This is a genomic window from Mesorhizobium sp. P160219 (assembly GCF_057786095.1).
On sequence record NZ_JBYNWG010000001.1, the window covers coordinates 3,950,959 to 3,975,484 of the forward strand.

Sequence of the window (24,526 nt, forward strand, 5' to 3'; positions counted from 1 at the left end):
CTCCTTTTGCACGCGCTGCGTCGGATTGTGCGCGGGAGTTGTCTGAAACAAACGGCGAGGAGAGTGCTCCTGGCATCCGGTTAGCTTGTCCTCGGTCAGGGCAGGCCAGCGATGGTGCGTCCGCTTCGGAACGCAAAAAAATGTTTGTTCAGCAAACGGAGGAATGGAATGTCAAGTCTCCAAGTAGATGAAAGCATATTCGACGTCCGGGGGAACAATCCGCAAGGTGGTCTCGCCCTGCAGATCTCGACTGCCGGTATCGTCCATGACCTTGGTAATCTCATTCAGGTGGCTTCATCTGCGTTGAACCACCTGGGTCGAGACCCGAATATCGCAACGGCTCCGGGCGCAGGGGTGGTAATTGCTGGCGCCAAGACCGCTCTGGAGAGAGCCGGTTGTCTTGTCAGGCAGACCATCAGGACAGCCAGAGAAATCGAAGGCGTAATTTCAAATGCTAACGTGGGCATTTGCCTGGCCGACGTCGAAGCTTTTGTTCGAAGTGCTTGGGATGAAAACATCCGTGTCGAGGTTTGCGTCGGCTCCAACCTTCCTTTGGTAAGGTGCGATCGCGTCGGGTTGCAAAATGCAGTCCTCAACCTTCTGCTCAATGCACGCGATGCGATGCCCGACGGCGGTTTGATTTCAGTTCACGCGTTGGTATCGGAGAATTCCAAGGGGGTGGATGTTCGGGTTGAAGACCGCGGAATTGGGATGACCAACGAGACCATGGTGCGAGCATTTGATCTCTTCTTTACGACAAAGGGCGAGGGATTGGGTGGTGTTGGATTGCCGATGGTCAAACGCTTCGTTGAAGAAGCGGGAGGAAGCATCGATCTAAAAAGCATCCTCGGGTCAGGCACAGTCGTGACGCTGAAATTGCCCGCAATGCATTAGGAACTCGTTCGGGGAGTGCGATCAGGAGTTTGGTTGCAAGCCTGTGTGATTTCAGGGCAGATTCGTGAGGTGCAGTTATGAAAGAGTGGTCCCAATCTGACGTCGGCGCAGCGCAAGGGAGTGGACTCTGCTCCAAGGAAATAACCGCATTGAAGTGTCAGGCTGTTCTCGGTCTGTCGGCAGAGGGATCTCTAATAGCCCGGTTTCCAGCCTCGTTCTTTGCTATCGGCCTCGGGGCAAGTTCTTTTGCCGTTATGTGGGAGGTTGCGCAACAACTGTGGGCGATGCCGGTAGGAATTGTTGTTGGGGTTATGATACTGGCCATGGGCATATGGACAGCTCTTTTGACTTTATATGGTTTGAAGTTGTGGTTAGCACCGTTGGCGGTGCAGGCGGAACTCGCGGATCCCGTTCAGAACTGCTTTCCTGGTCTTGCGGGTGTCGGGATGATGCTGACCGCCGTGAGTGTATTGCCCTTCAGTGCGACAGTGGCCGCTATACTGCTGTGCATCGGCGGGGCGTTTGCAGTGGCATTCGGGCTTTGGCATTCGCAATTGATCTGGAAAACGACCATCGCTCTGTCCGACGCGACGCCTGCCTTATACTTGCCTGTTGCGGCCGCGTCATTCGTTCTCAGCATCGGCCTATCGACATTCGGACATTCTGAATGGGCTCAACTGGCTTTGGGTGCGGGGCTCTTCTCGTGGCTAACAATCGATTCCGTTTTGTTCTACCGGCTCTATTTTGGCGAGCCACTGCGAGACCAGATCCGGTCTACCTTGGGAGTTCAACTCGCGCCTCCGGCGGTGTGCTCGCTCGCCTATGTTAACTTGTCAGGTACCAGCGAAGACGTTTTTGTTCACTGTCTGATCGGTTACGCAATGCTCCAGGCTGTTATCGTCGGCGGCGTACTGCCGCGAATTGTCCGCCGTTTTTCTGCCGGTCTTTGGAGCGTCAGCTTCGGCGCCACGGCATTGGCAACCACGATTGAAAAACTGGCGATCCGTGGGGAGTCAGGCTTTGCTGGGTGGTTGGCTCTTCCAGTTTTTGCGGCCGCAAACCTGCTAGTTATGTGGCTAGCCGTTAGAACGATCATTCTGGCCATGACCGGCTCTTTACTTCCGGCGCCTATAGGTGGGCAAAAGGAGCGATAGCAGGCTGAAACCGTCGTCCAGCGGTGTCGAACAAACAGACGCGATTGGGCTGCACCCGAAGCCAGATCATATCGTCGGGTTGCACGTTGATCCGCTCGTGAAACATAGTCACCACGGTCTGTCCTCCGACGCTCGCGGTCACTTGCGTTTCCGGGCCGAGGGGCTCGACGACTAGGACCCCGGCCGGGATACCCGAGCCTATCGGGGCGATAGTGAAATATTCCGGTCTGATACCGTAGAACGCTTCCGTGCCGGAGGGCCTTGAAACGTTGTCGGGCAGCGGCAGTACGATGCCGGCATCGGCTATGAAAACGGGCTGGCCGTCGGCGCTGTCGAAACGGCCTTTCAGAAGGTTCATCGACGGCGAGCCGATGAATTCGGCAACGAACATGCTCTGCGGATCATCGTAGAGGTCGAGCGGCCGGCCAACCTGCTCGACATGGCCGCCATTCATCACCACGATCCGGTCGGCCATGGTCATTGCCTCGACCTGGTCGTGGGTGACATAGATCGTGGTGGTGGCAAGACGGCGATGCAGGCTCTTGATCTCGGCGCGCATGGCGACGCGTAGCTTGGCGTCCAGATTAGACAACGGCTCGTCGAACAGGAAGACCTGCGGTTTGCGCACGATCGACCGACCCATGGCCACGCGCTGGCGTTGGCCGCCTGACAGCTGGCGCGGATAGCGATCGAGCAGCGGCGTCAGTCCCAGTATCTCAGCGGCGTCCGCAACACGCTTCTGCTTCTCCGCCTTGGGCGCACCGGACAGCGTCAGTGAAAACGCCATGTTCTCGGCCACCGTCATATGCGGATAGAGCGCGTAATTCTGGAACACCATCGAGATGTCGCGTTGTTTGGGAGCCAGATCGTTGACGACCCGCCCGCCGATGCCGATCGTCCCGCCAGTGATGTTTTCCAGCCCCGCGATCATCCGCAGCAGCGTGGATTTTCCGCAACCGGACGGGCCGACGAGCACCACGAACTCGCCGTCTCGAATGTCGACGGAGACGCCATGAAGCACCTCTACCGGACCATATGCCTTGCGGGCCTTATCGATCGTGACATTCGCCATCAGACCGCTCCGACCCGAATTTCGTTGCATGACAAGGCGCCTTCATGCACCAGCAGGCCAATGCCGCCATCATGGAAAGCCTCGGGGCTGCAGTCTTCCGCAAAAAGCGATATGCCGTCCGCCTCGAAAGTGATGCGCTCGCCCTTGGCCGCCACTTTCATCGATATCGATTTTTCGAATTCGGTATTGAAGGCGGTCTCGGCGAGCACGTCGGTGCTCTCGTCTCGGACGCGCACGATCTGCATCCTGCCGTCGCGGGTGACGCGGGCACCATAATAGCGGCGCAGGCCCTGCGCCCGGACGGCGAAACCGCCATAGTTGCCGAGATGTAACATCACGTCGCCGCACACCTGGTAATCGGCCCACTGGCGCGTGCCATGGATGATGATTCCTTCGCCGCTATTCTGCGAGATCCGGAATGCCGCCGGATAGCGCTTGGAGAAGAAGTCTGCGCCGTTGACCCAGGACAAGCGCCAGAAATCGCCGTCGCCCGCCGGGCGCTTCAGCGTCAGCTCGGGCGTGCCATCCCATCTGACGTAGTCGACAAGCAAGCGGCCATCAGCGCGCTTGCCTGTGCTAGAAATCGCCAGGCCGAGTTCGGCAATCGGCTGGCCGCCCGTGTCCGGCAAAGCCCATTCCAAAACGGCCTCCTTGCCCGGCTCGATGATCACCGAACAGCCGTCGACATTGCGCCATTCGTCATGCTCGTCGTAAACGCGTGCCCGCAATCTTACCTCGACAGCGCCGCGGTTCTTTTGATCGGCAACGACGCGAGCGCGCACGACCTGACCGGGATAGACAAGCGGCGTTGCCATCAGGTCGTAGGTGCGCATGTTGAGCATTTCGCGCGGCGAGAAGGTCGGAGTGGTTACGACTGCGACCTGAGTAGGCCGCAAGGCTTCATAGTCGATTGCGAGAGCACGGGCGGCTTCGAACTCGGCATTGCCGATGCGCAGCGCAGAGCTGACATCGAGGCCGGTCTGCGGCCTGAAGCCTTGCTGGCTGCCCGGCAGCGAGAAATGGAACTGCGCGCCGGCCTTGGGAGCATCAAATTTTTGCCTGCCGGCCAATTGCAGGCCGAGGTTGGCGAGGAAATAGGCCTGGCGAACCGCGTCGTTGATCGAGTTGCCGCCATCTGCGGACGAGATCAGCAAGCGGTCAGCGATCGGCCCGCGCCAGTCCGGGCCTTCGTCCAGCCCTTCGAGCCCATTCATGATGCCGAGCAGGCAGCCGACATTGCCGGCATTGCAATCCGTATCCCAGCCCGACGTGTTGACGATCATCTGCGCCCGCTGGAAATCCTGCGGTGCATAGAGCACAGCCATGATCATCAGCGCATGGTTCGGGACGACGTGGCAGTTGCCGGGATATTTGTCGTAGCCGTAGTGTTGTTCGATCTTCTGGCGGGTGTCGCGCCAGTCGGGATGCGCCTTGTGCCAGGCCCTGATATTGGCGATCAGACTGGCGATCAGGCAATCCTGAGGTATCTGGCTCAAACCGGTATCGATCAGGTGGTCGATGTCCGACGAGCCGAAAGCTTCGGCCTCCATCGCCGCCCAAAGCATCGCGGCGTAGACCGACTCGCCATCATGGCTGACCTTGCCAGCCTGTTCGGCGAGCCTTGCGGCAAGTTCCGGCTGGCGCGGCGCGACCATGGCCCAACCATCGATGAAGATCTGTGCACCGATCTGTTCAGCAACCGCCTGGCCGTTGGTTGCAATCGAACCGGAATGCGGGGCCGAAATACCCTTCTTGAGGTTAAGCCATGCGGTGTGTTCAGTGGAATTGCCGTTGCCGCCCCACCACAGGATAGCGCGCTCCTCAACGATGTAGTTGAGCCAGGCCTTGCCGATTTCCTCGGCCGAAAGGCTTGCCTTGATGCCATAGTCCTCCAGGGCACGAACGAAGGTGAAGGTACCGGCGACATCGTCGTCGGTGACGACGAGCGGCTGGTTTAAACGCTCATGCACGTAGTATTCGATCGGGCCGAGCTCATCCATGATCTTCTGGTACGTCCAGCCCTCGAAAGGGCGGCCGAGATATACCCCCACCAGCTTGCCGAGGACGCCGGCATAGACGCGTTCGAGATAATCATTGGGCAACTGCATCGTTCACTCCACAATTCGAAACGGGATTGATTAGCCCTTCACCGAGCCACCGGCCATGCCCTCGATGAAACGCTTCTGCATGAAGACGAAGAGCAGGACGACGGGCACGACGATGATAAGGGCGGCGGCCATGATCTCACCCCAGTCGGAACTGTACTGGCCTGAGAGCAGATAGAAGGCGATGACGGCGGTGACATTCTCCTGCCTCTGCAGGAAGGTCGTCGCTATCAGAAACTCGTTCCACGAATTGAGGCCGATGATGAGCGCCACCGTGAGGATGCCGGGCGAGACGATCGGCAGCATTACCCGCCAGAAAACCTGCCAGGAGGTGGCACCATCGACGATCGCCGCTTCCTCGAGTTCCTTCGGAACTGCGATGAAGTAGGTCCTAAGCAGCATCACCGCGAACGGGCTGTAGAGTGCCGTGTAGATCAGCGAAACTCCGAAAATATTGTTGATCAGGCCGAGCTTGGCGAAGCCGAAATAGAGCGGGAAGATGTAGAGCTGGATCGGCGCCGTCGTCGTTGCAAGCAGGTAGAAGGTGAAAATCTTCCAGGATTTGACCTTCTTGCGGGCCAGCACATACGCTGTCAGCGACGAGGTCGAGCAGACCAGCACGATCGTCGTGCCGCTAACGACAAGGGAGTTCACGAAGGTCTTCGAAAACTTCGCATGGTTCCAGGCATTGACGAAATTCTGCCAGCGGATCGGTCCTGGCAGGCCCAGCGGATTTTGTACAATCTCAGCAGCCGGCTTCAGGGAGTTGAGTACCAGAAGTGCGATCGGAAACAGAGCGATGAAGGCGAACAGGCTAAGAAGCGCATAGGAAACGATTAGCGTCAGGCGGCTTTCGACAAGGCTCATTGCTCCCCCTCCCGCGTCTGGATGCGGACGTAGAAGAAGGTGCCGACCAGCCCGAACAGGCTGATGACGAGCGCCGCCGCCGCCGCTTGCCCGACATTCAGGTCATAGAACGCTTTTCGGTAGGCGAGGGTAGACAGGAGCTCGCTCGAAAATGCCGGGCCGCCCTGGGTCATGATGTAGACGAAGTCGAAGGCGAGGAACGACCAGATCACCGTCATGATCATCATGAGTGTCAACGTCGGCCGGATACCGGGCAACAAGACGTAACGCATCATCTGGAAATACGTGGCGCCCTCGACTTTCGCGGCCTCGATCTGTTCCTGCGGAACCTGGCGGAGCGCGGCGAAGAAGATGACGCAAAGGAAACCCCACCAGTGCCAGAGATCGACAGTCGCGACGCCGAACAGCGCAAGCGGCGGCTGCGTCAGCGGGTTGGGGATTGGCATGCCGTATTTCTTGAGGATGCCGAAGATCCCTGTCACCGGGCTGTAGATCATGCCCTGCCAGACGCGTGCGGTGATGGCGGTGGCAATGACGACGGGGAGGAAATAGACTGTCTGGAAGAAGTTACTGCCGCGGCGCACGATCAACAGCATCGATGCGGCGGCGAGACCCATGAGGATCGGCACGGTCAGGAAGACGAGCGTCCAGACCATGTTGTTGCCGAGCGCCGACCAGAAGACGCGATCCGCCGCCAATGCCCGGAAATTGCCGAGGCCGGCAAAGGTCGGCGCTGAGATGCCGTCCCAATTGCAGAAGGCGAGAGCGGCCGTCAGTAGTGCCGGAACGAGCACGATGACGACGTTGATGATCATCGTCGGAACGATGTAGAGTCGATGCATGGAGTTCCTCCGGGGAAGGGCGACGCATATCGCGCCACCCTGAGCGGTCAGGCGCGGGGCGGGATTGCAGGCACCTTGCCCGCGTCCTTTTCCTGCTTGAAGGTCTCGTCGAGCTTCTTAAGGAAATCGGCGGACGAGGTTTTCTTGAGCCAAACCTCTTCCATGCCGCTGACCAGATAGGTGTCAGTCGCGGGTGGCAGGAAAGTCCACGTCGTATAGCCATACTTGCCAGCGCCCACGGCGGTGGACAGCTCCCTCATCGCTTCGGTGTAGAGCGGCAGTACATTGTCCGACAGCTTCACCTTGGAGAGATCGGCAAGCGGCAGGTTCCATTCGCCTTGCCAGACCGAGTTCATCTTGCTGTAGAAATCGTCCTGGAACATGTAGTCAAGCACGGCGGCAGCACCGTCCGGGTTTTCCGACTTGGCATTGACCGAAAGCGTCGAGCCGATGCCGAGCGGAAAGATCGGGTCGCCCGACGCGCTGGGGAAGCCGACAAAGCCCGGCTCGGCATCGTTGTCGGGGAAATATGGCTTGACGTTGGTGAAGCTCCAGGTGCCCGTGGGCGCCATGCCCGCTTGACCGGTCGCAATCTGAGCGAAGGCCTGCTCGGAGGTCAGGGAGAAGTAATTGTCGCCATAATAACCCTTGTCCCACCACTCGGCCAGCTTGTCGATTGACGCGACGAAGGCCGGATCTGTCCATTGAATCGATCCCGCCAATGCCTTATGCACGGTTTCCGGGCCAGCGATCGAATTCATGGCTATCGAGACGTGCCACTCGTTTGCCGGACGCCAATCGGCATTGCCGGCGCCGAACGGTACAAGGGCCTTGCCCTTCATTTCATCGGCGAGTGCTTCAAGTTCCGCAATCGTCGTAGGTGCTTTCCAGTTGTTCTTGGCGAACAGCGTCTTGTTGTAGAAAAGCCCCAGCGTCTCATAGGTCTTGGCAAGCGCGTAGAGCTTGCCTTGGTAGCGGCCGAGATCGAGGAACAGAGGCAGCAGCCGTTCGTTCCAACCGTATTTCTTGGCATAATCGTCGAGTGACAGGAGTTGTCCGGCCTGCGCCATGGCGGCGACATAACTCGGGCCTGCGGTGAAGACGACGTCGGGTCCGGTGCCCGAGAGCATGGCGACACGAAGCTGCTTGTCGAGATCGGAGCCGCGGAAGTCAATGCTCAGGAGTTCTTCCGGATGGGCCGCGTTGAACGGGTCCACAAGCAGAGTCTTGAGATTGTCCTGATTTTCCGGCGATGCCGATTCATACCAGAAGGCCACGGGCTTCTGATCGGCCGAATAGGCGAGGCGCGGCAGGAGCGGCAGGCTTGCCAGACCAAGTCCGGCTTTCAGAATTGTACGGCGTTGCATGGTTTCTTCCTCCCAGTTTTGTAAGACGGCCAGCATCTAGATGGCTCGTGTCGAGCCTCGTTGGATAAGTTCAAAGGGCATTTCCAGCGCGGTTCCCGCACCGGTCTTGGCGCCGCGAAGCCGCTCCATCAGTGTCTGTGCCGCGCGCGCGCCCATTTGCCATTGAAACTGCGCGACTGTGGTCAGCGGCGGCGTCACCAGCTTCGCTGCAGGAATGTCATCGAAGCCGACGACAGCGATCTCTCTGGGTATCTCGATGGCGCGCTCGCGCAGCGCCTGCATGACGCCGACGGCCATCAGGTCATTCGCGGCGAATATCGCTGTTGGCTTAAACGTGCTTGCGAGTATTGCTTCGGCGGCGCGCGTGCCGCCGATCTCCGAGAATTCCTCGTCGATGATCACATGCGCGGGATATCCCACCTTGGCTAGGGCCGAGCGATAGCCGTCGATACGCGTGGCCTGGGGGCCGCCTCGGCCCGCTACCATGGCAATGCGCTCGTGACCCTGGCCGATCAGGTGGTCGGTGACCGCTAGCGCGGCTGCCCGGCTGTCGACATAGATGTCATCGACGACGATTTCGCCGCCGCGTTTCTTGGAAGACTCGATCCGCACCACCGGAACCCCTGCTTCGACCAGAGGGCTGAAATCGTTGGCACGCAAGGTAAAGAAAACGCCGATCACGCCATCGACGCGACCCTGCCGCGCCCAGTCGAGGAAGTGCCGCTCGCGTTCAGGTGTGCCATCGGTGTTAACTGCGATGACGTCGTAGCTCAGGCCGTCCGTCACGGATTGGATGCCGCGGATCAGCGATGGATAGAAAGGATTCGTGATGTCGGGCACGATGCAGGCAATGGTCATCGAACGGCTCGTCTTCAGCGCTTGCGCAAAGCGGTTTGGGACGTAGCCAAGGTCCTTGGCGGCCTTCGTGATGCGAGCCCACGTATCCGCTGGGATCGAAGAAGCGCTACCACCGCCCAGCACCATGGAAACCGTGGCCTGCGAAACCCCGGCTGCCCTTGCCACATCCTTCTGCGTCGCCCTGCCGTTTGCCATTCCCACCCTTGTTGATACGTATTACTGATACGTATCACTCCTACCGGGTTTCCTTTGGGTGTCAAGCTCGGTCGATTACATAGTTACGGCGCAGCCGGGGCATCGCTTTACGTCGACTCCCGACCTCGGCCACCGGACCTCTGGCGAATTTGCTTGCGTTGCGCTTAGCGGACAGCGGCCTCGGCGATGGCGACATCCTCTTCGGCAGTGCCGCCGCTGACGCCGACACCAGCATACACCTTGCCATCTTCGTCAACCACAGGAATGCCTCCACCCATGGGGCAAAAACGGCCGCCGCCCACTGTGGTCAGCGCATACAGCGATTGTCCCGGCTGCACGAGCGGCAGGATGTCAGCCGTGCGCAGGCGCACGAGGGCCGAGGTATACGCTTTCCGCTCGGAAATCTCGAGCGCGAAGACGGGCGCCCCGGTCATCCGGTGCTGAAGCACCAGATTGCCATGAACATCGATGATGCACACTGCAACGGGCACATTGGCCTTTGTCGCCTCTGCCTCCACACGTTCGGCCAGTGACTTCGCTTTCGTGAGCAGATCCATGGGATTGTTCCTTTCTTTGAGGGGGTGCCGTCGCCATCGGCAGCGGTCTATCGCGGCGGCAACTCGCCTAGGTGGAAAGCCAGCCGATTCTCGACATCTCCCGGCGCCTGGAAGCCCTTGGCGGTCAGCGCTTTGATCCCCTCCTGGGCGGCGGGCCGGCTCAGTGAAGCTATGCAGGATTCCCAGCCGGCGCCTAGCTCGACATCCGGACTCAGGCTGGTGTTGACCAAGCGCTTGGTCTGCGCGATCGCCCACTTGTCGAACCTGGAGATCCGCGTGGCGAGCGCATCGACATAGGCGTCGAGCTCTGCGTCGGGCAGCGCCTTGTTCACGTAGCCATACGCCTCTGCCTGTTCGCCACGGATGTCCTCAGAGGACAACAGAACCTCCATGGCGCGATTGCGACCGATGAGATGCGGCAGGCGGGCCATCGGTCCACCGCCGGCGACCATACCCACGCCAACCTCCCACTGGGAAATAATGGCCTTTTCCTTGCTAGCGAAAGCCATGTCGCAGGAAAGGGTGATCTCGCTCCCGTTGCCCGTAGCGCGACCCCGGATGAGGGCGATCGAGGCGACCGGCGCGCGCGTCAGCCGCACAAGAAAATCCGGCCAGGGCGGCAGGCCCGTCGGCCCGGGCGGCAGCGCGAGCATATCCTCGATCCGCGCCTTGAAGTCTGAATGGTTGAGGAAGTATCCGTCGACGCTACTGTCGAACACCACGACCCGAACGTCTTCGTCAGCCTCAATGGCGTCAATCAGATGTGTGAATTCTTGCACCATCTGTGGACCCATGACATTGAGCGGGGCATTGTCGAACGTGACTCGCCAATAGGTGGGCGTCCGGCGTGTCAGGCGAATCTGCGAGGTAGTTGTCTTGGCGTCCACTGGAAACTCCTTCGATGTTTACATGCTCGATGCCTCGAACATGAGGCATTGGCTCCAGGCCCGCGAGTGGACGAACGTATCGCCAAGACCATGGTGTCGGTCTGGCAGGGCAGGGCCGACCGCTCGGTGATCAAACGGACTACCGACCCGTCTGAACAGTGGCCGTGCCGTCGCCATCGCGCTGCAAACTTCTTCTAACAGACCTCCACCGGGATAAGCGCTGCCTCGGGCGAACTGTGTGGTCATCGTGCAACATAGGGACGTAAGGGACGGTGGCCAACCGAACAGGCGATGGCGCAGCCCGGCGCGAATCTGAATACCGGTCTACTTCTTTCGCCGCACGGCCGCCTTCGGCGGAGGGTCGATGGCGCCGGCCCTGACGCGAGGGGGCTTAAGCGCCGGCGCACCGGAATCCTTTACGATCGTCAGGCCGCGCGGAAAGAACTGAGTGTTGTGCTGGCCGCGCCCGATATTGATGATCGCGGCTCCCTTCAGATGCTTTTCCAGCATCGCCAGCACGCGCCTCAGCGAGGGTCCGTCGAACGCATCCATCGCTTCGTCGATGATCACCCACTTCGGCTGCCGCAACGCGAGCCTGGCCACGCCCAGCAGGCGCTGTTCGTCATCGGCCAACTCATGGTCCCAGCGCCCCACGCGGTCGAGCGAAGATGACAGCCGTTCAAGACCAACCTCGGCCAGAACGGCCGAAATGTCGGCATCGTTGGCGGGCGCATGCCCATTCGCGTGATTGAGCACCTCTCGCAACGTGCCGGCCGGCAAATACGGGACACGCGGCACGAAGATGAGGGTTTCTCCAGCGGGCAGGCCGATTTTCCCTCTGCCCCATGGCCACAGGCCCGCTATGGCGCGGAAGAACAGCGTCTTGCCGGCGCCTGGCTCACCGGTGATCATCACGCGCTCGCCGGGACGGATCTCGACATGGCTGTCTGAAAGTTTGGTGCAGCCCTCCGGCGAGGCCACTTGGAGCTTCTCGAACGTCAGGCTGCCATTGGCGTTGTCGCCGAATTCGATCCGCTTTTCCTTGTCGTGCAGCACATCGGTTTCATCGAGCGCGATGCGGAAGTCGGCAACACGCATCAGCGTGGCGCGCCAGTCGGCGATGCCGCCGATGTTGTTGATGAACCAGCGCAGGGACGAATGCACCTGGTTGAAGGCACCGACCGCCATCATCAGCCCGCCGAAACTGATATCGCCCGAAAAATAGACCGGCGATGCCACCAGGATCGGCGCCACCACGGTGATCCAGCCATAGGTATCGGTCACCCAGGACAGGTTGATCTGCGCTTTGTAGATGTTTCGCATCGCGCCCAGCACCGTGCCAAGGTCGATTTCGAGCCGTCTCTTGGCATCGGCTTCGCCGTGATAGAGCGCGATGGCGTCGACATTCTCGTTGACGCGCACCATCCCGGAACGCAGCTCGGCCTCGCGGGTGTAGCGGTCGCTGTTGAGGCGGATCAGCGGCCGCCCGACCAGCCAGCTCAGCCAGGAGGCGATGCCGGCATAGAGGAACGCGGCCCAGACCATGTAGCCCGGTATCGCCAGCGACCAGCCGTTGATGTGGAAGACGAAGCCCGACGAGAGTTGCCAAAGCACGCCGACGAACGACACCAGCAGGATGAAGGATTGCAGCAGGCCGACGCCGAGGTCCGTCGACAGATCGGACAGATGCGCGGCATCCTGCTGCATGCGCTGGTCGGGATTGACGCCGATGGCGCCGGCATTGGCGAGCCGGAAGGCCCGCGCCGGCCGCATCCATTGGTCGATCAGGTCGAGCGTCAGCGCCTCGCGCAGCTTCAGCCGGATCATCTGGTTGAGCCAGGTCTGAGCGATGTTGAGCAGCAGCAGCGTGCCGGCAATCACGGCAAAGATCATCAGCTGATGCAGGAAGGCCGCCATGTCGCGACGCGCCAGCGCATCGTAGAAAGGCTGGTTCCAGCGGTTGAGCAGAACCTGGCCGATCGACGTCACGACGATGACCGCCATAATGCCGACCGACGTCCAGACCAGCCACTTGCGCACCGGTGAGCCTATCAGCGCCCGTTTGATCGTCGCCACCTGATCGCGCAGGCTGCTGGCTTCCACGGCTACGGTGATCGGCTGAACAGTGGCCTGATTGTCCATTTGGTCAGTCTTACCGAGATCCTTGCGTTCATGTGCGATGCTGAACCAGATGAAGAGAGCCGACGGCCGCCGCTCCCCAACCAGTCCGCCACCCCAGAACTACAGACACGTTCGGTAAATTCCGGGCGACGCAATTTTCCACCTTGATCACGAAGGTTCCACGTGGCGAGACGATACTGCCGCGCCTACGTCCCTCGGCCCGGCGGCCGAGCGCTGTCGGCGACATGGACTTCGGTCACTTGGATGTCGGTTCAGCGATGCCGACACGATGCCCGTACTGCCCGACACGGTCCATAGCACCTTGGTGTCGGTGGCAGGTTGAGGGCCGCCATCCCGATGCGGTAAGTCTTCAGGCGTGGTTACGGTGATTGCGGTCAAATCCGGCTTGCGTCAATTCGCTCGTGAAGGCCTGACTAAGATGCAATCGCGTCCCTGCGAGCGCGCCTATACCTTCGTCTGATTGGATCAGAACACGGCATTTCGTATTCTGACGTATCGAAAAGACGCCGGTGCGCGGCCTGTAGAGAGACCTGGGATCATGACGCAACAGTTGAGCAAGACAGCCGGCTCGGATCGCTTCCTGCGCACTCCGACAGATCTTGGTTCCGACGCGACCCGCGACATCGCTGCCGGCCTGGCCGGTCTGCTCGCTGACGTCTTCACCTTGTATCTTAAGACCAAGAATTTTCACTGGCACATGAGTGGTCCGAATTTCCGGGACTATCACCTCCTGCTCGACGAGCATGGCGATCAGATCTTCGAGATGACCGACGCGATCGCCGAGCGCGCGCGCAAAATCGGCGGCACCACGATCCGTTCGATCTCCGATATCGCGGGACGCCAGCGCATCCTCGACAACAATGCCGACTATGTTGATCCGCAGGACATGCTCGCCGAGCTTCACGGCGACAATAAGCAGTTGGTGGCCGAGCTGCGTCGCGTCCATGAGCTGTGCGATAGCTATTCGGACATTGCCACCGCGAGCCTGATCGAAGGATGGATCGACGAAAGCGAACGGCGCGGTTGGTTTCTCTACGAGATTTGCCGCGCCTGAGCGAAAAAGCGGGCAAGGCGGCGGATGCGATTCTGCACGCCCGGCAAGGATCGCGCATTCGGTGCTGATGCAACGTCCTCCAGTTGGAGTGCAACGCGGTCGGGGGCATTTTGCTGACCGCTGGTCGGGTGGCATTGATCCGCATCGACTTTCCTGCGCGAAGTTGGCTCAAGCTCATGGAAACGCGCGCGTTCTGATAAGAGCGCAGACCGCGTTGCTGGCAGTTTTGGTGTAGAAGCTTTCGGGTGCAGAAGCTAAGGCGTGATCAGAGGGAAGCGCACACCCGCAACCGATCCACACGGGGTGAATTTCCACTGCACAGAGCCGCCAAGTTCCGCCGTCAGCGCGCGTATCAACCGCCACTCATGTCCCTCAGGCGGATCAGAGGCGGCGCATCCGTCGTCGCAGACAACGCACCAGGCGCTGCTGCCACTCCTGTTCAGTGTGACACGGATGGAACCCTGGCGATCCTTCAGGCCACGGCGAGCCGCGTTGCGGACAAGTTCGGAGACGATCAGACCGACGCGCCAGCACCGCGCGGCCTCGAGCGGGATTTCGTCCATTGCAACGGTCAGCTGAATGCCCCGCTCGCTGAGGTATGCGCGCGACAGGCTGGAGCACAACTTCCCGACATGATGACCGAGGTCGATGTTTTCCTCGGCGATCGGTACGAGAAGGGATCGATGCGCCTCAGCCATCGCATGCAGACGGTCCGCGGCGCGCCTCAACGCTGGCGCGGCCGTCGCTTCTCCCCGGGACGCGGCCAGCGACAGGATCGCGATCGCTTCGCTATATTCGTTGATCACCCGGTGGCTGATCTCTTCGAACAGATGCGATGCCAGCGGCTGGTCCGACGCGGGTGATGGATTCGCAAATCCAGTTAGCATGGCCAGATCCTCCGGTAACGCCGCCCCACCACAAGAGCGCCATTCGCGATGTTCTGTAAAAGACCACAGCAGACCCCGTCGAAACGTTCCATTGCGCCAAGGTGTCGGCAATACTTAAGACGGAGGTACGCCGCGTGGATTGGCGCTCTGAGTATCTCCGGGCAAAGCCCGTGCGGGCGAATTAAGACAAATCTCCGCCCCATATTGGTCGGCACTGTGGGGCGCCGCTCGATTACCAATAATGTGGCGACAGTCACGTTATTACCGCCAATATCAAAGTATCCGCGACACCATTGGACAATGGTTGCAGGCCTTGATTGTCCACATGTTCACTCCGGGAAGAGACGCGGCGCAGCTGGGTCCGTGGTCCCCAACATCATCGAGGTCTGTGATGCAAACTGAACAAAAAGTGGTTCTCATCACCGGCGGGTCGCAAGGCATTGGCGCGGCGCTGGTTGAGGCCTATCTCGGCCGGAACTATCGCGTCGTTGCCACCTCTCGCTCTATCAAACCTTCCGATCGATCGGATTTACTCGCGATCGCGGGCGATATCGGCAACCCCTCTACGGGGCCGAGGGTGGTCGAGGAAACACTCCAGCGTTTCGGGCGGGTCGACACGCTGATAAACAACGCCGGCATCTTCCTTGCTAGCAGTTTCACGCATTACTCGGCAGAGGATTACGGCCGCGCGGTCGCGACCAACCTGACCGGTTTCTTCTTCGCCACGCAAGCCGTGATCGCCGCAATGGAACGTCAGGGCGGCGGCCACGTCGTCAATATCACAACGAGCCTTGTTAAGCAGGCCAGTTCAAAGGTGCCATCGGTGCTCGCTTCGCTGACAAAGGGCGGGCTCGACGCTGCGACCCGGAGTCTGGCGATCGAATATGCCCGCAGCGGAATCCGGGTGAACGCCGTGTCGCCGGGCGTCATCAGGACGCCGATGCATGCGCCGGAGACGTACGAGGCGCTGGCGGGCCTGCATCCGCTCGGCCGCCTTGGTGAGATTTCCGACATCGTCGGCGCGGTCCTCTACCTGGAGGATGCCCCTTTCGTGACGGGGGAAACCCTTCATGTCGACGGCGGCCAGAGCGCTGGCCACTGACCCCACCAGTCAAAGGAGAGTCTTCATGCCTATTGTTACCGTCCAGCTCACGCGCGAGGGCACCGAGCCCGGTGTGGACCATGTTACAAAGGAGCAGAAAGCAGCCATCTACATGGGCGTGAGCGAGGTACTGCTCGACGTTCTCGGGAAGCCGCTGGACTGGACGTGGGTAGTGTTTGAGGAAGTGGAGATGGAGAATTGGGGTTGGGGCGGAATGCCCGTCGCCGAATACCGCAAGCTGTTGGCAGTAAAGGGCGTTTGAGTCCCACTGCGTCTCCCCCGAAAGGCATGCCGGTGTTTCAGTTGACATGGTTTGCCTTCGACGTCGGCGACCGTGACGTATCCCACCGTCGAGGTGGATCGGTTGGGACTATTCTACCGTGAAGCGGGCCCGTGCGATGCGTTGACCATCCTGCTGCTCCACCGCTTCCCGTCGTCGTCGCGCATCTAGGATTCGCCGCTGCCGCTGCTCGCCGACCCGCTATCACTTCGTTGCGCCCGACTATCCTGGTTTCAGCCGTATTGGCAGTGAAGTGGCGCTGGCCGCGGACATACGCTTCGCCTGCCGCGAAAAGGTAATTATTTCGCAATTCGATGTCGGCGCGGTATTTGCCCCAGGCGGCGGGCCAATGCCCCAGGTGCCACGCGTGATTGGGGTAGCCGCGCTATGGAGATGCTGGTGGGGCCGGCGAATTCAACGGTGAGTTGGCGAAGCGCTACGGCCATGTGAATCGGGCGCTGCCCGGGATCAGACCAAGGCGCTTCAATAGACCAAGGTATCGCCGACACGTTCGTCCAATATGAAAGGTCTCCTGCGCCAGCCTAACTCTGCGACACAACGAAAATAGGAGTGATCGCAATGCGCCGACAAAAATGGCCTGCCGTGCGAGGTTTAGCGACCGCAGTTTCGGCGGTAGCGTTGGTGGTCAGCAGCGGCCAACCCGGGCGAAGCTCCGACCATTTCGACTCTCCGGCCATGACCGGCAACCCGCAGGCAGATATCGGCGATGTCTATGCCTGGACAGCGTCAGAGGGCGATCGGTTGAACCTGGGCATGACCGTTGTCGGGCACACCTTCTCGGACCGGCTCCAGTACATATTTCGCATTGACAGCGGGAAGGCGTTTGGCCGCACTACTGCCTCGACGGAGATCATCTGCCGGTTTCCCGCGCCAAAAATGGCAAGCTGCCAATTGGGCACCGTGGATTCAGTGGAAGGCGATGCCAGCGACGCGGAGGGGCTGGAGAGCCGCAACGGTCACTTCCGGTTGTTCGCCGGGTTGCGGGACGATCCGTTCTACAACAACGTCAAGGGGTCATTGGCCGCCTATGGGGTTGTGTTGGCCGCGCTAAAGAGCGGTGCCGCGCAACCCGACGAAGCCGGATGTCCGCAGCTGGACGAGGAAACCATCGCAAAGGTTGGCGACCAATGGCGCCATACCGACGGCGGCCCGGCCACGAACCTCCTCGCCAACTGGACCGCCTCCGCCATCGTCGTCTCGGTCGACCTTGCGGTCGTGTCGAAGGGCGGGGCGATACTGGCGGTGAGGGGTTCATCGACAACATCGGCCAAGACTCTCGATCGGATGGCGCGGCCGTTCGTGGGCAACACGCTGCTCGGCGTTTCACCCTTCTCAACTGATGATGCGAGCGGTGACGAGCGGGAAGCGTTCAACACGGCGAGCGCGAAAGCCAGGATGTCGTATATGGCGCGGATCGAGAAATCTCTGGCGTTCCAGGACAGCCTCGACGGCAAGTGCGGCAATCAGTTGCTTACGGAAAGGTCCCCGGCACCGGCACAACGCTACCATGCCCTTGCCACCATTTTCGTGGACGATCGCCTATGGGTGAACAGTGCGGCGCGGGTCTGCCGGCAGTTTCTAGCGGTCGAGCTCGCATCACTGGCCAAACTTTCGCAGTTCGACGGCGATTGCGGTGGTCGCAGCCCGACCTACGACACGCCAAACATGTGGCGGTCGTTGCTGGTCAGCGGGACGACGCACGGTATCGCCTGGGACGGCTTGCGTGGCGACGAGTATCCGGCTTCGGCGACGATCTTCCCGTTCCTGGCGCCGCCCGATCCCAAGGGCGTGGACCATTGACCGTGAGGATGTCCGACCGAAACTTTCGAATGTCCGCGGCGGTGGCGGCCGTCGCCGGTGTGCTGCTGATGTCCGGTTCGGCGCAAGCGCATACGGGAACCGGACTGCCCGGGGGATTCGGTTGGGGGTTTTGGCATCCCCTGAGCGGCGCTGACCATCTGCTGGCAATGGTGTCGGTGGGTCTTTGGGGCGCGTTCCTGGGGCGCCCTCTCATTTACCTGCTGCCGGTGGTCTTCCCAACGGTCATGGCAGTCGGCGCGGTACTCGGCATGGTCGGGTTGCCGGCACCATCGGTGGAGATCGGCATCGCGCTATCGGTTCTGGTGCTCGGGAGTTGCATCGCCCTGGCCATCAGGGCTCCCGTATGGGCCGCGGCCATCGTGGTGGCTGCCTTTGCGCTGTTCCATGGGTACGCCCATGGCAGGGAGCTGCCGTCGGCACCCGATCCCGTCGCCTACAGCGCAGGTTTCGTCCTCGCGACCGGCCTGTTGCACGTTGCGGGCATCGGCATCGGCGCGCTGAATGCTCATCGCTGGGGTAGTATTGCGGTACGCCTGGTGGGCGGTCTTATCGCCGCTGCCGGCTTGTGGTTTCTCCAAGCGGCGGTGAGCGTGTGAGGGGCGGAGCACTTCCTCCAGCCCTGCTGCTGGCGGCGCTGGCTCTCGCGCTCGCTTTTGCCACGCCGCGCGTTCGGATCGTCAGCCTCATTGCGTTGGCCATCACGCTTGGCGCGCTGTCCCAACTGGAGCTTCCGCGCGGCTGGTTGGAGATCGCCTTTCTCGGGTGCTGGGCAACCACCGTGGTGAATGCCGCCACTGTGCACTTGCCCGGCGGTGTTGGGTGGCGTAGCGGGCTCGCCCTCTCGCTCAACTCGGGGGTGTGGGTCACCGCAGTGGTCCGGCTCGCCGGCTCGCCATCGGACCTGCCAAAGGCGTGCTTGATGTTGATCGTGCTGATACCCGCCGGCTGGCTGGTCGCTCGGCGGGCGCCAATCGCCGTCAAGGTCGGGTCGAGTTGGCTCATCGCCATCGCCATTCTGTGCGCCACGCTGCCGTTCCTCCCCGTTACACCGGGCTACTTGCCCGATCATCTCGAATAGAGCGCCGCCATGAACCTTGATCATCCCAAACGCTCCATTCGACGCCGACGCGCGCGCTTGGCGCTCGCAATCGTGCTGTGCTGCGGTGGCGCGCCGGTTAATGCCCATGACTTCTGGGTCCAGCCAAGCGCGTTTTGGCTGTCGCCCACGGCCATCACGACCATGACGCTGCAGGTAGGACACGGTCCTGCCCGCCAGCGTTCACCGATCACGCTTCGCCGCATCATACGATATGAAGCGTTTGCTCCAGATGGGTCCAGGGTCGATCTCAAAGAGCGATTGCAATTGGGCGCGCCGTCAGCAGATGGATCCTTCGTCTTGCAGAAGTCCGGTGCCCATGTAATCGTCTTCCAGACGGACGATCGCGCCCAAGTGCACCTCCCGTTCATCAGATTCAACGATTACATCAAGGCCGAAGGATTGACGCCGGCGATAGACCTACGGGTTCGGCTCAATCGGATGGACCGCGACGGATCGGAGAATTACAGCCGGTGCGCGAAGTCGATCGTGCAGGTGGGGGGCGCAGTTGAGGGTAACCAGTCGCAGGCCACCCGTATCTTAGGCTTGCCCCTCGAGATCGTACCGGATCGCAGCCCCTATGCGCTGCCACGATCCACCACGCTTCCCGTGCGCGTTCTTTATCTCGGGCGGCCGCTGGTGGGCGCGTTGGTGAAGCTGACGCGCTTGGAGGACGACGCCGTGCCGTTCGAGATGCACCGCACGGATCACGCGGGACGCGCCACCTTCGCCATGCCGTCCGGTGGGACTTGGTTGCTGAATGTCATTTGGACAAGGGTCCAGCCGAGCTCGGCCGAGACCGATTTCGACACGACGTTTTCCAGCCTGAGCTTCGGTTTTTCACCGAACCGGGCAGTTCGGGTTCCTTAGCCATGGCGGCTTGAGCCTCGGAAGCGCCAGCTGCCGTGTGCGAGCTACGTTGCTGCCAGCGCATGGTCACGAAAGACGTCGTTCATGGCTCCAAAATCCTCTGGTGGCCGGGTGCGGGCCAGATAGAGCTGAAACGGGTGCGAATAAGCATCGTGACGCCGCGGCCACCATACGCTTTGCACACCAGGGCTATGATAATACATGCGGACCATATTTTCCCAGCCGTGCCATTGAGCCGGCTCCAGAATCCCAGCCTCGCGCTGGTACCAGGCATTCTCCGCGAGCTTGAAATAGGAGAAAAGGAAGTAATGCGCGATGATCCGTTGCTCGCGGCTCGACGCGTTCCAATCCTGAGTTACAATCGCCAAGGCTTCGCCCAGGGCCGGCGCTTCCATCCCCGGAATATTGAGGCAGGCGATCGACGTGGAAAGCGAGTCGATGACCGCTAGTTTTTGAAAACGCACGCTTTGCCGAACCTGAAGTCCGACGAAGAACAGCGAACCCAGCACCCCGAGTGCCGCAATTACCTGGCCGAGGGAGGCAGCGTCTTGCAGCGACATTTTGGTCTCCTCGTCCAGGCCGTCTTGGCCTTTAGAATGTCAGCTCGCTCCTTCAGCCCGGCCCCGCTCGGCCAAGCGGCCGCTTATGTGGGTTCGGGCAATGCCGAACCCAGTTCGCCGCTCGGCCCGCCGGCGATCAGGCCCTTCATTTGGGCGCCGACATTGAACTCCTCGGTCTCATCGACTTTCTGGCGTCGCCCACCCGTGTAGTTCCACGCTGCTTCCGAGATGTAGTGGCTGCTGACAATGATGCCCTCGCTTGCGAGGAGGGGCTTCAAACCAAGCCAGTCGCCGCCCAACCCGATTGGCTCGCCAACTTGGTTCGGCGCCGAAGGAGGCCCGGCCGCCGACCCATCATCCTCGGCATCCGTAGAGATCCCAGTCGTACCAGCTGATTGTCCGCGAGCCGCTCCGGCAAACGCGACGGGCGCCTGAAACGTAAAAACGGTGATCATCTTTATTGCCCGGGTCACTCGCCCTCCGTCGGAGATCAAGACCTTCTTCAGGATGGGAGATCGTAGCGAATGTTGATAGGGCTATTGTTCCTTGGTATTGCTTCGAAAAGGTATCTGAGCTCCAATACGAAGGGTGTGATTGTGTACGTCGTTCGATCGACCCAATTCTTGAGATCGGGTTTTCGGTAAAAGAACGGAGTGAACGATAGCATTCAAAGTACGGTGATCCTCGCGCTCGCGGGGCTAGGCTGCCTGGTGGCGGTGAATTAGTTCAGTGGCCGCTAGATCGGTGGTCGGCACCGTCTCCGATACCAAGCCAGCGGATGATAAGCAGTTCCGTATTACACGTGTCACCCGGCCTATTGGCGAGTGACCATCAATCGGCTGCCCTTCAATATCTCTGGCCCGACGCGGGACCGGAGTTAGCGCGCGTTCTGACGTCCGGCCGCTTACCGGCACTGCCTGATCTTTTCGTGCGGCTGAGCCGGGCGCCGGTTGTGTCGATCGTCTCGATCCGTGGCCGGGCGTCGGGCGTCGGCAGCGAAGATCTCGGCTACAGCCACCGCGATCTGCCGAGCCAGGCCGGCCACGATGCCCCTTTCATGGCGCGCATCAAATCCGGCACTGAGGCCATAGGACGAAAGTATCAGTAACGATTGAAGAGGCGACGCGAAGAGCCAAGGGGGTAGGGCCCGCACCACCACCTTCGCCCTTCTCGTTCTGAGGCGCGGCACAGGACCCCTATTGAGGTAGGTTCTCGGCGTGCCAAGGCGTCGCCCGCGCCGGGTCAGAGACGGACCGAGACCAAAGGCCAACTTAAAACCCGTATCAGGGAAGCCACATTAAACCTGTCGGCGCGCGCCGTGGCGGCCCGGGAAGACTTTGAAAACTCTCTCAATAGGAGTCGCGGATGCCCCAAGTACGCGTTGAGGATGAAATCTATGAAATGCCCCCGCACAACGGCTTTATTGTCGCGCATTTTCTGACAGTCGCCGACATTGAACGCTCGGCACGATTCTATGAGATGGTCTTCGGAGGCCGCATCCTGAGCCTGGGCGATAGCAGTGGCGCGCCGGGATACATACAGATCGCCAACACGTGGCTCATCGTCAACATCGGGGGCGGCCCCACACCTGACAAACCGTCGGTGACGCTCGGTGTTCCCCGCGATCTTGATTCATTCAGCAGCTTCATGAACATCCGCGTTGCTGACATCCACGGCTGCTATGAACGCTGGCAAGCCCGGGGCGCTGAATTCATCACAGAGCCGATGGAAAAGTACGGCGAGACTCGCTGCTACATTCGCGATCCAGACGGCTACATCATCGAAGTGGGTCAGAGTAAGCCGGGTGTCGTTTACGGTTAGCCTTGGAAGGACGCACCAGTCCGCAAAGATCCGCTTTTCACTATAGATTGCTGGGCTGTACGGCGAGGGGTTTGTCGGCGCGGGGCCGAGCGGTCCGGAGCCCGGCGCGTAGTATTATCTATGTTACCCCACCGGGCTTTCTGAACCATTTCGGCGGCGGCACGGATGTCGCGTTGGAAACGGCAGATGGGCTGTGTTGCATGGCCGCGTCAGAGACGTCGCTGCGATGATAAGCCTGTCTCAAGCGATTATGGCCAACGGCAGAACATCACGATGGCGCTGGGGCTGAAGGCGGTGTTTCTGGTGACCACCATAGCCGGCTTAACTGGCCTGTGGCCCGCCACTCTGGCCGATACCGGCGCGACGGTGCTTGCGACGGCCAACGCCATGCGTTTGCTGAATTAGAACTGTACGCTATGGTCGCGCCCTTATATCTGGCATCGTTCAACTCGCCGGCGGCTGAGAGAAGCGTGCTCTCATCCCTTAGGAGAGCGCTATGGATCTACATCTTGACACGACAAGGAACGCGCTTTTGCAGCGCCTTGATCCCGCTGATCTGGACAGGCTGGAGCCGCGCTGAGGCTCGATGGGCTGAACATGCCAGGCGACTCTTTTAAAAGCTAACCGACAGAACCAGACGACGACATAATCGGCCACGTCATCGCACGAAAATAATCGTCTCAAGCTCCGTCTGCAGCGGTCCGCAATGGATGCCTTCCCGCTGTCGACCAACGGCAACGGTCGGGGCCGCGCTTTCCTTCCTGGGGTGGCGTGGGCCGCTTCGGATCCGAAATTGTGTCAATCGCCCGACGGGCCTGTTGCCGCGCCTTCCGCGAGCCGGAATGCATAACGATTGCGGATGTGGCTGTTGAAATGACGACCTTTTGCAAAGGCAGATTTGAACGCAGCAAAGGCCTCAACCGGCACGTCAAGAACTCGTAGTGTTTCCCGCTGGCCAGCCGCTTGACGACGTCAGGATAGAGCTGCCGGCGCTCCGGCCAGGTGTCGGGAATCGCCTCGGCTTGCAACTTCGTGCGGGGACGTTGATCAGTTCCATGACCTGAGGGTGCGGAACTTTTTCCGCCGGCCAGCCCGCGCAACATGCCGTAGCCGCAGCCTCATCGGCTTCCAACCAGACCGTGGCAGCGCGATCCTCGTCCTCGGTAGGCTTGTCGTCTTCTGGAAAGCCTTTGATATCCCAGCCTTCCAACGCGAACAGTCCTTCCACGCCTTGCAAAGCCGTAATGCCGGCGCGTGCAAACACCGTTTCGGCTGCCGCGATTGCACCTGGACGCTCGACGATACCTTTGACGTGGTTAACGTAGCTGACGCGATCGCGTCCGGCCCCTGGAGTGGCTGGCTCGCGCGCGGTACCGATTTCTTCTGGTTCTATGAAAATGGCAAACGCCTTCCGCTGCGTCTGGTCGCCGGAGAACTCATCGATCCTGCGACCGGTATGAAGGTGGCGTGCTTCAAAGCCCCCGACATCCTCGAGCGGCTGGCAAACCGCAGCCTTGTCCCGAATCTCCTGCTGATGTTTCTGGTTTTGTCGATCCTGCCCGGCGTGCGCGCGCTTGGAGGCAGCTATCAGCCGATCTACTACCCCCTGATGCGCTATGTCGTGTGCCGGGCGCTCGAGGCCGCAGGCGTGGATGAAGATCTTCGGCGGGCTCTCGCAACCGACGACGTACCGGGCGCTTGGGGACATCGGGTAATCGAATGTGATGATGATCCGCTCGAGCTATTCCTGAATGGCAGGAACGGCGCGATGAGCGATCTTATCGACCGTTTGGGCGACATTTCCTTCGCCGAGGCATGTGGAAGCATGAAGGGCTTCGTGTCAGACCCGTCGTGGCATGAACTTCACAGCCGGCTGCGGCAGGGGTTGGTCAAGCCGGCCGATGAGGAATGGGCTTTTTCCTGAAATGTTTTATGCGCTTCCAGCCCTGGGATGTATACGTCGGATGGCGAATGGCTGCTTCGCGCCTCATGTCGATCGTAGCGACCGGCTTCGCCGCTTCCTAAAAGGGGTCATCACAGGCGGGGCGCCGGAAGGCACTATGGCGCACTTAGC

General features: G+C 60.6%; 24 protein-coding genes and 2 pseudogenes. 13 read left to right on the forward strand and 13 right to left on the reverse strand.

All coding sequences use genetic code 11. From position 1 onward, the window contains the following. Positions 1-168: 168 nt before the first annotated feature. Together AC3EMP_RS19105 and AC3EMP_RS19110 are read left to right on the forward strand one after the other, a co-directional pair. Positions 169-894 (forward strand): sensor histidine kinase, encoded by a 726-nt coding sequence (locus AC3EMP_RS19105; protein WP_023669196.1) that lies wholly within the window; start codon positions 169-171, stop codon positions 892-894. A gap of 77 nt (positions 895-971) precedes the next feature. After that, a complete protein-coding gene (locus AC3EMP_RS19110) occupies positions 972-2,048 on the forward strand; it encodes an SLAC1 family transporter (RefSeq protein ID WP_352713192.1) in 1,077 nt (358 codons plus the stop codon). Here the strand turns inward: AC3EMP_RS19110 and AC3EMP_RS19115 are convergent. The 9 genes from AC3EMP_RS19115 to AC3EMP_RS19155 all read right to left on the reverse strand — a co-directional run bounded on the left by AC3EMP_RS19115 (position 2,023) and on the right by AC3EMP_RS19155 (position 12,940). After that, a complete protein-coding gene (locus AC3EMP_RS19115) occupies positions 2,023-3,120 on the reverse strand; it encodes an ABC transporter ATP-binding protein (protein WP_023669194.1) in 1,098 nt (365 codons plus the stop codon). The two genes, AC3EMP_RS19110 and AC3EMP_RS19115, sit on opposite strands and share 26 nt — an antisense overlap. Then, complete coding sequence (locus AC3EMP_RS19120) at positions 3,120-5,228, reverse strand: ADP-ribosylglycohydrolase family protein (protein ID WP_023698539.1); 2,109 nt, start codon at positions 5,226-5,228, stop codon at positions 3,120-3,122. The genes AC3EMP_RS19115 and AC3EMP_RS19120 overlap by 1 nt, the downstream gene beginning before the upstream one ends. A gap of 30 nt (positions 5,229-5,258) precedes the next feature. Then, the gene (locus AC3EMP_RS19125) at positions 5,259-6,092 is read right to left on the reverse strand and encodes a carbohydrate ABC transporter permease (RefSeq protein WP_023669192.1); all 834 of its coding nucleotides are present in this window, start codon (positions 6,090-6,092) and stop codon (positions 5,259-5,261) included. Further along, entirely contained in the window at positions 6,089-6,934 is an 846-nt protein-coding gene (locus AC3EMP_RS19130) for a carbohydrate ABC transporter permease (protein WP_023669191.1), read from the reverse strand. The genes AC3EMP_RS19125 and AC3EMP_RS19130 overlap by 4 nt, the downstream gene beginning before the upstream one ends. Positions 6,935-6,981: 47 nt before the next feature. Next, positions 6,982-8,301 carry an ABC transporter substrate-binding protein gene (locus AC3EMP_RS19135; protein WP_023706328.1) on the reverse strand — a complete coding sequence of 440 codons (1,320 nt, stop codon included), beginning with the start codon at positions 8,299-8,301 and terminating at the stop codon, positions 6,982-6,984. 36 nt (positions 8,302-8,337) lie between these two features. After that, positions 8,338-9,354, reverse strand: a complete 1,017-nt coding sequence (locus AC3EMP_RS19140; protein WP_023669189.1) for a LacI family DNA-binding transcriptional regulator — start codon at positions 9,352-9,354, stop codon at positions 8,338-8,340. A 164-nt stretch (positions 9,355-9,518) separates the two neighbouring features. After that, positions 9,519-9,911: a GlcG/HbpS family heme-binding protein gene (locus tag AC3EMP_RS19145; RefSeq protein WP_023669188.1), complete on the reverse strand. Its 393-nt coding sequence runs from the start codon at positions 9,909-9,911 to the stop codon at positions 9,519-9,521. Between the two features lie 47 nt (positions 9,912-9,958). Further along, positions 9,959-10,798, reverse strand: coding sequence for an enoyl-CoA hydratase/isomerase family protein (locus AC3EMP_RS19150; protein ID WP_023698538.1), 840 nt, complete (start codon positions 10,796-10,798; stop codon positions 9,959-9,961). Between the two features lie 324 nt (positions 10,799-11,122). Further along, a complete protein-coding gene (locus AC3EMP_RS19155; RefSeq protein WP_488494649.1) occupies positions 11,123-12,940 on the reverse strand; it encodes an ABC transporter ATP-binding protein/permease in 1,818 nt (605 codons plus the stop codon). Between the two features lie 538 nt (positions 12,941-13,478). Between AC3EMP_RS19155 and AC3EMP_RS19160 the strand changes: the two genes are divergently transcribed. Further along, entirely contained in the window at positions 13,479-13,994 is a 516-nt protein-coding gene (locus AC3EMP_RS19160) for a Dps family protein (RefSeq protein WP_023669187.1), read from the forward strand. Positions 13,995-14,248: 254 nt separating this feature from the next. On the opposite strand, the gene AC3EMP_RS19165 is transcribed toward AC3EMP_RS19160, so the two are convergent. After that, the gene (locus AC3EMP_RS19165; RefSeq protein ID WP_023669186.1) at positions 14,249-14,881 is read right to left on the reverse strand and encodes a sensor histidine kinase; all 633 of its coding nucleotides are present in this window, start codon (positions 14,879-14,881) and stop codon (positions 14,249-14,251) included. A 391-nt stretch (positions 14,882-15,272) separates the two neighbouring features. Here AC3EMP_RS19165 and AC3EMP_RS19170 point away from each other — a divergent pair, with 391 nt between their 5' ends. From AC3EMP_RS19170 to AC3EMP_RS19195, 6 genes are all read left to right on the forward strand, one after another. Then, entirely contained in the window at positions 15,273-15,983 is a 711-nt protein-coding gene (locus AC3EMP_RS19170) for an SDR family NAD(P)-dependent oxidoreductase (RefSeq protein ID WP_023669185.1), read from the forward strand. Positions 15,984-16,008: 25 nt separating this feature from the next. After that, positions 16,009-16,245, forward strand: a complete 237-nt coding sequence (locus tag AC3EMP_RS19175; protein WP_023669184.1) for a tautomerase family protein — start codon at positions 16,009-16,011, stop codon at positions 16,243-16,245. Between the two features lie 597 nt (positions 16,246-16,842). Continuing rightward, positions 16,843-18,084, forward strand: coding sequence for a hypothetical protein (locus AC3EMP_RS19180; protein WP_352713550.1), 1,242 nt, complete (start codon positions 16,843-16,845; stop codon positions 18,082-18,084). A gap of 29 nt (positions 18,085-18,113) precedes the next feature. Then, positions 18,114-18,701, forward strand: a complete 588-nt coding sequence (locus AC3EMP_RS19185) for a HupE/UreJ family protein (RefSeq protein ID WP_352713547.1) — start codon at positions 18,114-18,116, stop codon at positions 18,699-18,701. Next, positions 18,698-19,183: a hypothetical protein gene (locus AC3EMP_RS19190; RefSeq protein WP_023669181.1), complete on the forward strand. Its 486-nt coding sequence runs from the start codon at positions 18,698-18,700 to the stop codon at positions 19,181-19,183. The genes AC3EMP_RS19185 and AC3EMP_RS19190 overlap by 4 nt, the downstream gene beginning before the upstream one ends. 9 nt (positions 19,184-19,192) lie before the next feature. Next, positions 19,193-20,071, forward strand: a complete 879-nt coding sequence (locus AC3EMP_RS19195) for a DUF4198 domain-containing protein (RefSeq protein WP_050589071.1) — start codon at positions 19,193-19,195, stop codon at positions 20,069-20,071. 44 nt (positions 20,072-20,115) lie between these two features. Here the strand turns inward: AC3EMP_RS19195 and AC3EMP_RS19200 are convergent, their stop codons facing one another. Together AC3EMP_RS19200 and AC3EMP_RS19205 are read right to left on the reverse strand one after the other, a co-directional pair. Then, positions 20,116-20,631 carry a hypothetical protein gene (locus AC3EMP_RS19200; RefSeq protein WP_023669179.1) on the reverse strand — a complete coding sequence of 172 codons (516 nt, stop codon included), beginning with the start codon at positions 20,629-20,631 and terminating at the stop codon, positions 20,116-20,118. A gap of 83 nt (positions 20,632-20,714) precedes the next feature. Beyond that, on the reverse strand, positions 20,715-21,086 hold the full coding sequence (locus AC3EMP_RS19205; protein WP_023669178.1) for a hypothetical protein: 372 nt from the start codon (positions 21,084-21,086) through the stop codon (positions 20,715-20,717). A gap of 354 nt (positions 21,087-21,440) precedes the next feature. Between AC3EMP_RS19205 and AC3EMP_RS19210 the strand changes: the two are divergent. The 3 genes and pseudogenes from AC3EMP_RS19210 to AC3EMP_RS19220 form a co-directional block, all read left to right on the forward strand. Beyond that, positions 21,441-21,631: pseudogene (locus AC3EMP_RS19210) on the forward strand (enoyl-CoA hydratase/isomerase family protein); the annotation flags it as partial. Between the two features lie 365 nt (positions 21,632-21,996). Next, positions 21,997-22,452: a VOC family protein gene (locus AC3EMP_RS19215; protein WP_023669176.1), complete on the forward strand. Its 456-nt coding sequence runs from the start codon at positions 21,997-21,999 to the stop codon at positions 22,450-22,452. A 152-nt stretch (positions 22,453-22,604) separates the two neighbouring features. Beyond that, positions 22,605-22,857, forward strand: a pseudogene (locus AC3EMP_RS19220) (heavy metal translocating P-type ATPase); the annotation flags it as partial. Positions 22,858-23,250: 393 nt separating this feature from the next. Here AC3EMP_RS19220 and AC3EMP_RS19225 read toward each other — a convergent pair. After that, the gene (locus tag AC3EMP_RS19225; RefSeq protein ID WP_081731574.1) at positions 23,251-23,379 is read right to left on the reverse strand and encodes a KTSC domain-containing protein; all 129 of its coding nucleotides are present in this window, start codon (positions 23,377-23,379) and stop codon (positions 23,251-23,253) included. Positions 23,380-23,518: 139 nt separating this feature from the next. Between AC3EMP_RS19225 and AC3EMP_RS19230 the strand changes: the two genes are divergently transcribed. Then, complete coding sequence (locus AC3EMP_RS19230; RefSeq protein WP_352713542.1) at positions 23,519-24,376, forward strand: hypothetical protein; 858 nt, start codon at positions 23,519-23,521, stop codon at positions 24,374-24,376. The last annotated feature ends 150 nt before the right edge of the window (positions 24,377-24,526 follow it).

What these genes read in the sequence shown, in the direction of transcription:
- AC3EMP_RS19175 (WP_023669184.1), top strand. Translation starts at nt 16,009, where the DNA reads ATGCCTATTGTTACCGTCCAGCTCACGCGCGAGGGCACCGAGCCCGGT.
- AC3EMP_RS19115 (WP_023669194.1), bottom strand. Translation starts at nt 3,120, where the DNA reads ATGGCGAATGTCACGATCGATAAGGCCCGCAAGGCATATGGTCCGGTA.
- AC3EMP_RS19180 (WP_352713550.1), top strand. Translation starts at nt 16,843, where the DNA reads ATGCGCCGACAAAAATGGCCTGCCGTGCGAGGTTTAGCGACCGCAGTT.
- AC3EMP_RS19145 (WP_023669188.1), bottom strand. Translation starts at nt 9,911, where the DNA reads ATGGATCTGCTCACGAAAGCGAAGTCACTGGCCGAACGTGTGGAGGCA.
- AC3EMP_RS19125 (WP_023669192.1), bottom strand. Translation starts at nt 6,092, where the DNA reads ATGAGCCTTGTCGAAAGCCGCCTGACGCTAATCGTTTCCTATGCGCTT.
- AC3EMP_RS19140 (WP_023669189.1), bottom strand. Translation starts at nt 9,354, where the DNA reads ATGGCAAACGGCAGGGCGACGCAGAAGGATGTGGCAAGGGCAGCCGGG.
- AC3EMP_RS19200 (WP_023669179.1), bottom strand. Translation starts at nt 20,631, where the DNA reads ATGTCGCTGCAAGACGCTGCCTCCCTCGGCCAGGTAATTGCGGCACTC.
- AC3EMP_RS19155 (WP_488494649.1), bottom strand. Translation starts at nt 12,940, where the DNA reads ATGGACAATCAGGCCACTGTTCAGCCGATCACCGTAGCCGTGGAAGCC.
- AC3EMP_RS19135 (WP_023706328.1), bottom strand. Translation starts at nt 8,301, where the DNA reads ATGCAACGCCGTACAATTCTGAAAGCCGGACTTGGTCTGGCAAGCCTG.
- AC3EMP_RS19215 (WP_023669176.1), top strand. Translation starts at nt 21,997, where the DNA reads ATGCCCCAAGTACGCGTTGAGGATGAAATCTATGAAATGCCCCCGCAC.
- AC3EMP_RS19195 (WP_050589071.1), top strand. Translation starts at nt 19,193, where the DNA reads ATGAACCTTGATCATCCCAAACGCTCCATTCGACGCCGACGCGCGCGC.
- AC3EMP_RS19120 (WP_023698539.1), bottom strand. Translation starts at nt 5,228, where the DNA reads ATGCAGTTGCCCAATGATTATCTCGAACGCGTCTATGCCGGCGTCCTC.
- AC3EMP_RS19160 (WP_023669187.1), top strand. Translation starts at nt 13,479, where the DNA reads ATGACGCAACAGTTGAGCAAGACAGCCGGCTCGGATCGCTTCCTGCGC.
- AC3EMP_RS19185 (WP_352713547.1), top strand. Translation starts at nt 18,114, where the DNA reads ATGTCCGCGGCGGTGGCGGCCGTCGCCGGTGTGCTGCTGATGTCCGGT.
- AC3EMP_RS19110 (WP_352713192.1), top strand. Translation starts at nt 972, where the DNA reads ATGAAAGAGTGGTCCCAATCTGACGTCGGCGCAGCGCAAGGGAGTGGA.
- AC3EMP_RS19170 (WP_023669185.1), top strand. Translation starts at nt 15,273, where the DNA reads ATGCAAACTGAACAAAAAGTGGTTCTCATCACCGGCGGGTCGCAAGGC.
- AC3EMP_RS19105 (WP_023669196.1), top strand. Translation starts at nt 169, where the DNA reads ATGTCAAGTCTCCAAGTAGATGAAAGCATATTCGACGTCCGGGGGAAC.
- AC3EMP_RS19130 (WP_023669191.1), bottom strand. Translation starts at nt 6,934, where the DNA reads ATGCATCGACTCTACATCGTTCCGACGATGATCATCAACGTCGTCATC.
- AC3EMP_RS19165 (WP_023669186.1), bottom strand. Translation starts at nt 14,881, where the DNA reads ATGCTAACTGGATTTGCGAATCCATCACCCGCGTCGGACCAGCCGCTG.
- AC3EMP_RS19205 (WP_023669178.1), bottom strand. Translation starts at nt 21,086, where the DNA reads ATGATCACCGTTTTTACGTTTCAGGCGCCCGTCGCGTTTGCCGGAGCG.